The organism is Specibacter sp. RAF43 (genome assembly GCF_052114065.1).
Taxonomy (GTDB): domain Bacteria; phylum Actinomycetota; class Actinomycetes; order Actinomycetales; family Micrococcaceae; genus Specibacter.
Window position 1 is genome coordinate 105,416 of the sequence record NZ_JBFREA010000014.1, and the last position, 7,718, is coordinate 113,133.

Here is a 7,718-nt window from a genome sequence, read left to right on the forward strand (position 1 = left end):
TAGCAGCACATCCATGGAAGGAACTGCATGCTGGTATTGACCCGCAAGATCGGCGAGAAGATCATCATTGGCGAGAACATCACGGTAACCATCCTCGATGGCGGCCGCGGTGAAGGCGTCCGCATCGGCATTGAGGCGCCCCGCGATGTGAGCATTCACCGCAGTGAGGTGGTGGAGGCCGTGTCCGCGAACAACCGGGAGGCCGCGCAAAGTTCGGTCGGTTCCGCCGTGGCCGGCCCCGACGGGGCAAGCCCGGAGGCGTTGATCATGGCGGCGCTGGGGCTGGGGCCCGCCGACTAGGGGGACGCACGCCTGGGGAGCCTTAATCGTCACAAGTCTCCCATCTGACCGTGTCCTCCAAACTGGCCCGCGACGTGCGGAAGTGGTTGACGGGGTCGGTCATGTCGGGGTGTCCGAAAGAGATGCCCAGAAGAATGCGCTCGTTTTTGGGGATGTTGAAATGCTTTCGCACGAGGGGGGAATGCATCGCCAGCGCTGCTTGAGGAATCCCGCCCAGCCCCTCGGCTTCTATGGCCAGCAGGAATGAACCCACATATACGCCGACATCGAGGGCGCCGTATACCCCCATGCTGTCCTCGACGGTGACTATAGCCACGTGGGGTGCCCCGAAGAGGTCAAAGTTCTTGGCTGCCTGCGCCAGCGACGCGGCGCGATCTCCTGGGGAAATGCCCGCGGCTTCGTAGAGTTGTTGGCCGCTCTTCTTACGCCTTTCCCGATGAATTCCGGTGTAGAAGCCGGGAAAGGAGAAATCCGTTTCCGGGGCATGGGAGCGGGCGTGCTCCGAAAGCGCCTTGCGGAATCCGTCTGTGCCCGCCTTTTCAGTTACAATGACTCGCCACGGTTGGGTGTTGCACCAGGAGGCCGAACGCTGGGCGATGCGCAGGACCCGTTCCACCGTTTCGCGGGGAACTGCGTGGGGCGTGAACGCCCGACAGCTCCAGCGATGGGAGAGTAGGTCTTCCAGCGTCCCGCTGCTGCCAGTGTCACGGTGCGGGTTGGAGCGTCCAGTGTCCATCAAAATCTCCTTGGCCTCTCCCGGGCAGTGGCTCGCGGCGGCCAAGCGACCCAGGATGTGTCCGCGCCGCTGGCTTGACGGTCCCACTCACACCGGTATATTTTGTGATCAAGCGTCTCATAAATAATAGACCCGAATCAGAACATTACCAATGCTGTTCCATGAGCATTAACAAGCAAAGAGGGCACGATGGCTGCATTACCACATTTCTCGGGGCCTCTCAAGGGCCTTAAGGTTCTGGAATTATCGGGGTTGGGTCCCGGACCGTTCGCTGCCATGCTCCTGGGCGACCTCGGCGCCAATGTGCTCCAAATTGAGCGCCCGGGCGGCGCAGCGAGCCTGATGCAGCCTGGCAACGATCCAATGCGACGCAACAAGCAAGCAGTGACGATTGACGTTCGCACTCCTGAGGGTCTCGAGATGGTCCTCGACCTCGCTGAGAGCGCCGATGTGATTATCGAAGGGAACCGTCCCGGAGTCACCGAGCGTCTGGGGCTTGGGCCGGAAGACTGCTGGAAACGCAACCCCGGGCTAGTCTATGGGCGAATGACGGGCTGGGGGCAGGACGGTCCGCTGGCCAGGACGGCCGGACACGACATTTCCTACCTCGCTATTACAGGCGCGCTGCACGCCATCGGTCAGAAGGACCGTCCACCCACGATTCCCCTCAACTTGCTTGGCGACTTCGGCGGGGGCTCGCTCTACTTTGCATTCGGCCTTCTCGCGGCGGTGTTCGAAGCGCGCACGTCAGGTCGGGGCCAGGTGATCGACGCCGCGATTGTCGACGGTGTAATCTCGCTGTTGCTCCCCATCCACGGGATGATGGACATCGACCAGTGGAAGGATGAACGAGGAACGAATTTGCTTGACTCGGGACGCCCTTGGTATGACGTCTATCCCACGTCGGATGAGAAATATATTGCAGTAGGGGCGATCGAGCCCAAGTTCTATGCCGAGTTCATGAGTGTTCTCGGTCTTGACGCTGACGAGGAAGAGCGAGCCCGACCAGAGGCATGGCCTTCTCTGCGGGAGCGGATCGCATCGGTTATCGCACAGCGCACTCGCCAACACTGGGAGTCGGCATTTGAAGGGACGGACGCGTGCTTCGCGCCTGTCTTGAGCTTGGAGGAAGCCAAGCGGTATCCGCCTAATATTGCCCGAGGCACCTTCGTGGAGGTTGGTGGCGTCTTGCAGCCCTCCCCGGCCCCCCGCTTCAGCCGCACCCCGCCGGGCCGGCCGCGTGCTCCCCTCTCAGCCGACGCCGACCCACACCTGTCGCTGGAGGCATGGGGAATCGGTGACACCGAGGCTTTTCTTGCTGGGCGCCGACTCCAGGGCTCCGCCGAATTGACCAACGGTGGGACCGCGAGACGACGGGAGGCACAAGTATGAGCAAGACAGAAAACGCAGCCGATCTGTCGATGATGGGCGACGGTGAAGTCACCGTGACGCTCGCGGCGCCCTATGTGGCTTGCGTTCAGATCCAACGCCCGCCTGCGAACTACTTCGACGTTTCCCTACTTGAGTCTCTCGGTAGCATCTATCGCCGGCTCGAGCTGGAAACCGATATCCGCGCAATCGTCTTAAGCTCCAATGGAAAGCACTTCTGTGCCGGGGCCGACTTCACCGGATCCAGTGATGCAGAACCCGTATCCGCTGACGAGGGGGCGACGAAACTGTACTCGGCCGCGGCCGTACTGTTTCAAACAAGTCTGCCCGTCGTTGCAGCAATCCAGGGAGCGGCCATCGGCGGTGGCACGGGGCTGGCCCTCTCGGCCGACTTCCGTGTCGTGTCGAGGACTGCGCGCATTTCTGCAAACTTCTCGCGGCTCGGATTCCATCAGGGTTTCGGCCTGTCGGTCACCTTGCCGATGGTGGTGGGCCGGCAGAAGGCTGCAGACCTCCTATTTACTGGGCGAAGTGTGGGTGGGCAAGAGGCAGTCGACATCGGACTCTGTGACCGGCTGGCCGAGCCCGAAGAGCTCCTCAGTTCCGCGATCGCATTCGCGGTGGAAATAGCGGCCGCGGCGCCGCTGGCCGTGCGAAGCATCCGCGCTACGCTGCGCGGAGATCTCGCTTCTGAAGTCGTCGAAGCGATGCGACATGAGTTGGCCGAGCAGGCGCAGCTCAGGGCGACGGAGGATTTTGCCGAAGGAATTGCCGCGTCGAAAGAGCGACGTCAACCCCGTTTCAACGGGGCGTAGAAGGAGATGACGCAAATGGCAGAATCGCAGACAAGTCACGCGCTGGTTGATGGCCCCAGAAGTGCCGGCGAGCTACGGTGGCAGGTGCGCGAGCTCGTGGAAGAGTGGCGTGCAGACGGTCGATACCGTCCTCGTCCCGATGCCTGGCTGAGATCGTTTGACCTTGACTTCAGCAAGGCACTTGCCGGTCGGGGCCTCATAGGCATGACCTGGCCGAAGTCGTTCGGTGGTGGCGAATGCACCGCCGTGGACCGGTTCGTCGTCACGGAGGAACTTCTTCGGGCAGGTGCGCCGGTTGCCGCTCACTGGATCGGGGACCGACAGATCGGGCCATCGATCCTGCGCCACGGCAACCCCCGGCTCCAGGAAGAAATCCTCCCTCGAATCACCTCGGGGGAACTCGTGTTCTGCCTGGGAATGAGCGAACCTACTGCGGGGTCCGATCTTGCTGCGGTAAAGACCAGCGCCCGGAAGGTCCAAGGTGGGTGGCGGGTTTCTGGCCGCAAGACCTGGACCAGCAACGCCCACAAGGCATCGCACGCCTATCTGCTGGCGCGCACGAGCGTTGAAGGTCGGAAGCATCGTGGGCTCAGCGAGTTTATTGTCGACATGCAGGAACCCGGGGTCACCGTTTCGCCCATAGTCGACATGTCCGGGGAGCACCACTTCAACGAGTTTACTCTTGAAGACGTCTTCGTTCCTGATCACTACTTGATCGGCGAATGCGGGAATGGTTGGTCACAGGTTGTGGAGCAACTATCATTCGAACGCGGTGGACCAGAGCGCGTGCTGACGACCTATCCACTGCTCGCTTCGGCCTTGGCTGCCCTCGCAGGCTCCGAGGATCGGGGCCTGCATAGGGAGTTGGGGATGCTTGTGGCCCGGCTTGCAACCCTTCGCCGCCTCGGCATGGAAATCGCCCGCTCCCTCGATGAGGGCATGCCCTCGATTGCCCGTGCCGCAACGCTTAAGCTCCTCGGCAACGCGTTCGAGACGGATGTCATTGACTTCGCCCGAAAGGTGGTCGGTGATCCGGAGGGTGAGCGCCTTTACCGTGAGTCTCTTCTTGCCTCGCCCGGTTTCAGTATCCGCGGGGGCGCATCCGACGTTCTTCTCTCGATTATCGCGAAACAGGTGGCATCAGCATGACCGAACTCGTAGACGAACTGACCGGCGTGATCGGCAGCCTCGCTTCCAATGGAGTAAGGCCGCGGGAAGGGGGCCTCCCTGACGTCTGGGAGACGATCGTTGAGCTTGGCTTGCTTCATATCGGCATCGCGGAGGAACGCGGAGGCTCTGGCGGAGAGCTGGAGGACCTCCTGGTTGTGTGCACCGAGCTTGCCCGAAAGGGTATTACGACACCCTTCGCGGAAGCGTCCACGGCGGCCTGGGTCTCACAGCGGGTTGAAGGGGAGCGAGGTGACTTCGAGACGATCCTGGTGTCCCCCGGCTCGCTCACATTCGAGAACGGATGCGTGAGCGGGGAGATCAAGCACGTGCCCTGGGCTCCCAGTGCGCGAGGGGTGGTTCTCCTGACTGAGGAGTCCGACCCGGTTCTCGTTGATCTGCGTTCCGATGCGGTTCTTGCGGACGCAGGAGGTGACATTGCAGGAATCCCAGGAAGCCGGATCGTGTTTACGAACGCCACATTCCGGCGGATTCCTGATGCCCCGTCGGGAGATGAAATCAGGTTGAGGTTGGGAATCTTGCGCGCCAGTGAACTGATCGGTGTCGCTCAAGGGGCCTTTGATTTGACCCGTGAATACGTTTCCACTCGGGAGCAGTTTGATGCACCCCTACTCAATGTCCCAGCTGTCGCGTCAAGTCTGGCGCTGATGTCCACATACATCGAGCAGGCGCTTGCCGCGCGGAGCAGGGCACTGGCCTGTCTTGGTGGCMCGATGGCAAACCCCGAGGCGGGCCGTACTGCTGGGGCAATTGCGCGTGTCATGGCCTCGACAATGGCAAGTGCGGTCGCCGGCAGGGCACACCAGCTGCACGGCGCCATGGGCGTGACCGATGAGTACCCGCTCCACCACTTCACCCGAAAACTCTGGACGCTGCGTGACCGGGATGAGTCCGAGTTTGATTCGATTGAGTACCTGGGCAACCGTGCGTTGGCTTGCGGCGAAGCGGCCTTGTGGGATGAGATGACTTCCTCGCCGCAGGAGGTGTAGCTCGCATTATTTTGAGATTACTTATGCCATAATCAATTCCATTGAGGATTGGTCCATACAAAGATGCCGGAGGTGGAACATGGATGATTGGCGAGACATGAGACCGGTCACGATCGGTGGAAGGCTGATGGAATTAGCCGCCGAGCGGCCAGCGGACATGCCTATCCACGGAAAGGGACGTCGATGACACCCGTAACAACCAGGGCGGTACTGCCGCCCACAGAGCGCCACTCATTAACCAACCCGGAATCGAAGTCCATCCAGGCTGCCACAGCGTGCGAGGCGTTCCAGGCAATCGTAAAACAGTATCCGGAGAAGGTCGCGCTGCAGAGCATCGACCGGTCCTTCCAACTCACATGGCGCCAGCTCAATGAGAGGATTCGTACGATCGCCGGGGGACTTCGGGCGATCGGTGTACACCGCGGCGACTCCGTCGCATTCTTGGCCACCAACCTGCCTGAGAACCACATGCTTGACTATGCGACCGCTCACTTGGGTGCACTTGCGTTTGGCATCTTCACCACTTCCTCCGCCGAGCAGATCCGGCATCAGTTGAGGAGCTCCGGTGCCAGAGTGGTTGTGACGCAACGGGACCTTCTTCCGTCCTTGTTGGCTGCAATTCCCTCACTCGATGACCAGGTGTCCCACATCATCGTCATCGATGACGTGGAGGCCTGCGATGATCGCATTCTTACCCTCGCGGACCTGGAAGCCAGCTGTGCCGAAGACTTCCCTTTCGATGAGGTGTGGGGCGCTGTCCAGCCCACGGACCTATTGACAATCATTTTCACTTCCGGCACCACCGGGCCGCCCAAAGGAGTCGAGTACACCCACGGGCGGGTGATGGCCCAGCTGCGTGCCCTTCATGCCGGCATTCCCGTCTCCGTCGAAAATCTTGTTTCGTTCCTGCCTCTCGCCCACATGGGCGGGAGGATGAGCGTGCACTATCTGGCGCTGATTCACGGGGCGTCGATCACTGCCTGTCCGGAGATGCGCCAAGCCGCCGACGCACTCAAGGCGTCGAGCCCGGACACGATGATGGCTGTGCCGCGCGTATTCGAGAAATTCCAGGCCTCCATCCTGGCCGCTGTCGCCGCCATGCCAGACGAAGCCGCTCGTGACCTCGTGGGCAAGGGGCTCGAGAGCGGCATGATGCTTGCGAAATCTCAGGAGAGAGGCAAGGATATCGATGCTGCCCTGGCTCATCGACTAGAGAGCGCGCGGGACGCGGCTCGGGTTGTTCTGGGCCCCATTTTGGATGACCATGGTCTGGGCAAGCTTGTCTCTGCCTACACGGGGGGCGCACCCTGTTCTCCCGAACTCACCTATTTCTTCCGGGCGGCAGGCGTCCCCTTGCTCGAATCGTACGGCTCGAGCGAAACGGCTCTTTCAATCTTCAACCGGGTAGATAATTTCAAATGCTCGACGGCCGGCCAGGCACTGCCCGGTGTCGAGATGAAGCTTGGCCCCGACGGTGAGTTGCTGGTGAGATCACCCTTCAACATGGAAGGGTATCGAAACCTCCCCGAAGAGACCGCTGCGGCGTTCGATGGGGATGGCTGGTTCGGAACGGGCGACATTGCGCAGATCGACGACGAGGGCTTCATCACCTTCATAGACAGGAAGAAGGAGGTGTTGATCAACTCCGCCGGCAAGACCATGTCGCCGCTCACTATCGAAGCCGCCATTAAAGACGAGTCCTCCTTGATCGGCTTCGTGGTGGCGATTGGTGACCGGCGCGGCTATAACACCGCTTTGATATCCCTCAACGCCGAGACGCTTGCCGGCTACGCTGCCGAATTTCAGCTCGACCCCACGGACATTCAGGGCTGGGCCCGGGACGAGTGCGTGCGCGATTCGATTCAGGCTGCCGTGAATCGTGGAAACGCCCGCCTTTCCCGCCCCGAACAGATCAAGAAATTCACGGTCCTCCCGCTACTGTGGGGGCCGGGCTCTGAGGAGCTGACGCTGACGCTGAAGATGAAGCGGAAGGTCATTTACGAGAAGTATGCACATGAAATTGAGTCAATGTACGCGCGTTAGCGTGCGAGGGTGCTGGTGTGCGGCGGCTGCGTCGAGGAGAGGGTGAGGTGTCATGACGGTTGATTCTGCCCCGTCCAAGCGGGAGAAGAATGCTGTGGGGCGGCCACGTCTGGAGATTGACTTTAATGCCGTTGCGGAGGCCGCCGCGGCGGTGTTTGCGGAGAACGGCTATGAGGGCGTCTCCATTGACGCGGTGGCCGAAAAGCTCGATATTTCCCGGGCGACGCTGTACCGCACGGTTCCCACCAAGTCGCATCT

The 7,718-nt window shown here is 61.1% G+C and carries 8 protein-coding genes; 7 read left to right on the forward strand and 1 reads right to left on the reverse strand.

From position 1 onward, the window contains the following. The first annotated feature begins 27 nt into the window (after positions 1 to 27). Positions 28 to 300: a carbon storage regulator CsrA gene (gene csrA, locus AB4Y80_RS09750; protein ID WP_442213890.1), complete on the forward strand. Its 273-nt coding sequence runs from the start codon at positions 28 to 30 to the stop codon at positions 298 to 300. A gap of 22 nt (positions 301 to 322) precedes the next feature. On the opposite strand, the gene AB4Y80_RS09755 is transcribed toward csrA, so the two are convergent. After that, positions 323 to 1,036 carry a nitroreductase gene (locus AB4Y80_RS09755; RefSeq protein WP_442213891.1) on the reverse strand — a complete coding sequence of 238 codons (714 nt, stop codon included), beginning with the start codon at positions 1,034 to 1,036 and terminating at the stop codon, positions 323 to 325. A gap of 189 nt (positions 1,037 to 1,225) precedes the next feature. Between AB4Y80_RS09755 and AB4Y80_RS09760 the strand changes: the two genes are divergently transcribed. The 6 genes from AB4Y80_RS09760 to AB4Y80_RS09785 form a co-directional block, all read left to right on the forward strand. Beyond that, positions 1,226 to 2,428: a CaiB/BaiF CoA transferase family protein gene (locus tag AB4Y80_RS09760; protein ID WP_442213892.1), complete on the forward strand. Its 1,203-nt coding sequence runs from the start codon at positions 1,226 to 1,228 to the stop codon at positions 2,426 to 2,428. Beyond that, positions 2,425 to 3,240, forward strand: a complete 816-nt coding sequence (locus AB4Y80_RS09765) for an enoyl-CoA hydratase/isomerase family protein (RefSeq protein WP_442213894.1) — start codon at positions 2,425 to 2,427, stop codon at positions 3,238 to 3,240. Before AB4Y80_RS09760 ends, AB4Y80_RS09765 begins: the two co-directional genes overlap by 4 nt. 6 nt (positions 3,241 to 3,246) lie before the next feature. After that, on the forward strand, positions 3,247 to 4,389 hold the full coding sequence (locus tag AB4Y80_RS09770; protein ID WP_442213895.1) for an acyl-CoA dehydrogenase family protein: 1,143 nt from the start codon (positions 3,247 to 3,249) through the stop codon (positions 4,387 to 4,389). Then, entirely contained in the window at positions 4,386 to 5,417 is a 1,032-nt protein-coding gene (locus AB4Y80_RS09775) for an acyl-CoA dehydrogenase family protein (protein WP_442213896.1), read from the forward strand. Before AB4Y80_RS09770 ends, AB4Y80_RS09775 begins: the two co-directional genes overlap by 4 nt. 183 nt (positions 5,418 to 5,600) lie before the next feature. Next, complete coding sequence (locus tag AB4Y80_RS09780) at positions 5,601 to 7,460, forward strand: AMP-dependent synthetase/ligase (RefSeq protein ID WP_442213898.1); 1,860 nt, start codon at positions 5,601 to 5,603, stop codon at positions 7,458 to 7,460. Between the two features lie 52 nt (positions 7,461 to 7,512). Further along, a partial coding sequence (locus AB4Y80_RS09785; protein ID WP_442213899.1) for a TetR/AcrR family transcriptional regulator occupies positions 7,513 to 7,718 on the forward strand: 206 nt, incomplete at its 3' end.

Bases quoted from the DNA above. Each gene is read 5' to 3' on its own strand.
- AB4Y80_RS09760 (WP_442213892.1), top strand. From the start codon at position 1,226: ATGGCTGCATTACCACATTTCTCGGGGCCTCTCAAGGGCCTTAAGGTT.
- AB4Y80_RS09765 (WP_442213894.1), top strand. From the start codon at position 2,425: ATGAGCAAGACAGAAAACGCAGCCGATCTGTCGATGATGGGCGACGGT.
- AB4Y80_RS09770 (WP_442213895.1), top strand. From the start codon at position 3,247: ATGACGCAAATGGCAGAATCGCAGACAAGTCACGCGCTGGTTGATGGC.
- AB4Y80_RS09780 (WP_442213898.1), top strand. From the start codon at position 5,601: ATGACACCCGTAACAACCAGGGCGGTACTGCCGCCCACAGAGCGCCAC.
- csrA (WP_442213890.1), top strand. From the start codon at position 28: ATGCTGGTATTGACCCGCAAGATCGGCGAGAAGATCATCATTGGCGAG.
- AB4Y80_RS09755 (WP_442213891.1), bottom strand. From the start codon at position 1,036: ATGGACACTGGACGCTCCAACCCGCACCGTGACACTGGCAGCAGCGGG.